Source organism: Dietzia sp. CW19 (assembly GCF_014145265.1).
GTDB classification, from domain to species: domain Bacteria; phylum Actinomycetota; class Actinomycetes; order Mycobacteriales; family Mycobacteriaceae; genus Dietzia; species Dietzia natronolimnaea.
Map to the genome: position 1 here is coordinate 1 of NZ_JAALEE010000504.1, position 1,000 is coordinate 1,000.

Annotated in this window: 2 protein-coding genes; both read right to left on the reverse strand. The window is 72.1% G+C overall.

Features of this window, described 5'->3' with window-relative positions; translation table 11 throughout:
* Positions 1 to 254: 254 nt before the first annotated feature.
* Entirely contained in the window at positions 255 to 632 is a 378-nt protein-coding gene (locus G6021_RS14350; RefSeq protein WP_182641565.1) for an FmdB family zinc ribbon protein, read from the reverse strand.
* A 59-nt stretch (positions 633 to 691) separates the two neighbouring features.
* On the reverse strand, positions 692 to 1,000 hold a 309-nt coding region (locus G6021_RS14355; RefSeq protein WP_277817956.1), incomplete at its 5' end, for a 5-formyltetrahydrofolate cyclo-ligase.

The following is a 1,000-nucleotide window of genomic DNA, read 5'->3' on the forward strand; positions in this document are numbered from 1 at the left end:
CGAAGGGCGCGGCCATCACCAAGGCGGCGGCCAGGGCGATGCGGGCGGCACGTCGACGCCGCCAACCCCGCGGGGCCGTCGGAGACGTGAGGATTCGGCGCAACTGGGTCCCCCGTCGGTCGGCACGCTGCCGGTAAGCGCGGTGTGGGAGAGACCGTATCGGGACGACGGGAGCGCGCCGGGCCGCGTGCCGGGGGCCGGACGGGAACCTGTGGAGGAGCGGGGCCCTGTGGAGAGGGCGGGACGGATACCCGCTACGACGACGAGCCGGACGCGGAGCTCGACGAACCCGAGCTCGACGACGAGGCCGAGCCCGCCGACGAACCGGCGCTCGAGCCGGACGTCGCCCCCGCCGACGAGCCCGAACCGGACGAGCCGGAACCCGATGAACCGGAGCCGGACGTGCCGGAAGACGACTTTCCTGAGCCGCCCCCGGTCGTGGACCCCGACCCGGCGGCGCGGCTGTCCGTGCGGTAGAAGCCTGAACCCTTGAAGACCACGCCGACGGTGTTGAACAACTTCCGCAGCCCACCGTCGCACTTCGGGCAGACAGTGAGCGAGTCCTCGGTGAAGGACTGCTGGATGTCGAAGGCGACGTCGCAGTCGCGGCACCGGTACGAATAGGTGGGCATCTGGCCTCCGGGGCAGAGTCGGATATCGACTGGCACTCTACCCTCCCGAGTGCCAGGTGCTAAAAGTCGAGGACTCCGTCAGGGGTGACGACCCCGGTCACGGGTCGGTCGTGCGGCTCGGACGGGACATGGTCGAGCACGTCCTCCGGATCCAGGACCGCCAGCAACCGGGTGTCCGGCCGGGCGAGCGCGAGCGTGCGGTCGTAGTAGCCGCCCCCTCGGCCGAGCCTGGTGCCGGTGCGGTCGACGGCCACCGAGGGCACGAACACGAGATCGGCCTCGGCGATCCGGTCCGGTCCCTCCGGCGCCGCGGACGGAACGGGGATGCCGAACCGGCCCGGACACAGGTCCGCCGGCCCGGCGTACGC

Coding starts and splice junctions, on each gene's coding strand:
- G6021_RS14350 (WP_182641565.1), bottom strand. CDS start 632: ATGCCCACCTATTCGTACCGGTGCCGCGACTGCGACGTCGCCTTCGAC.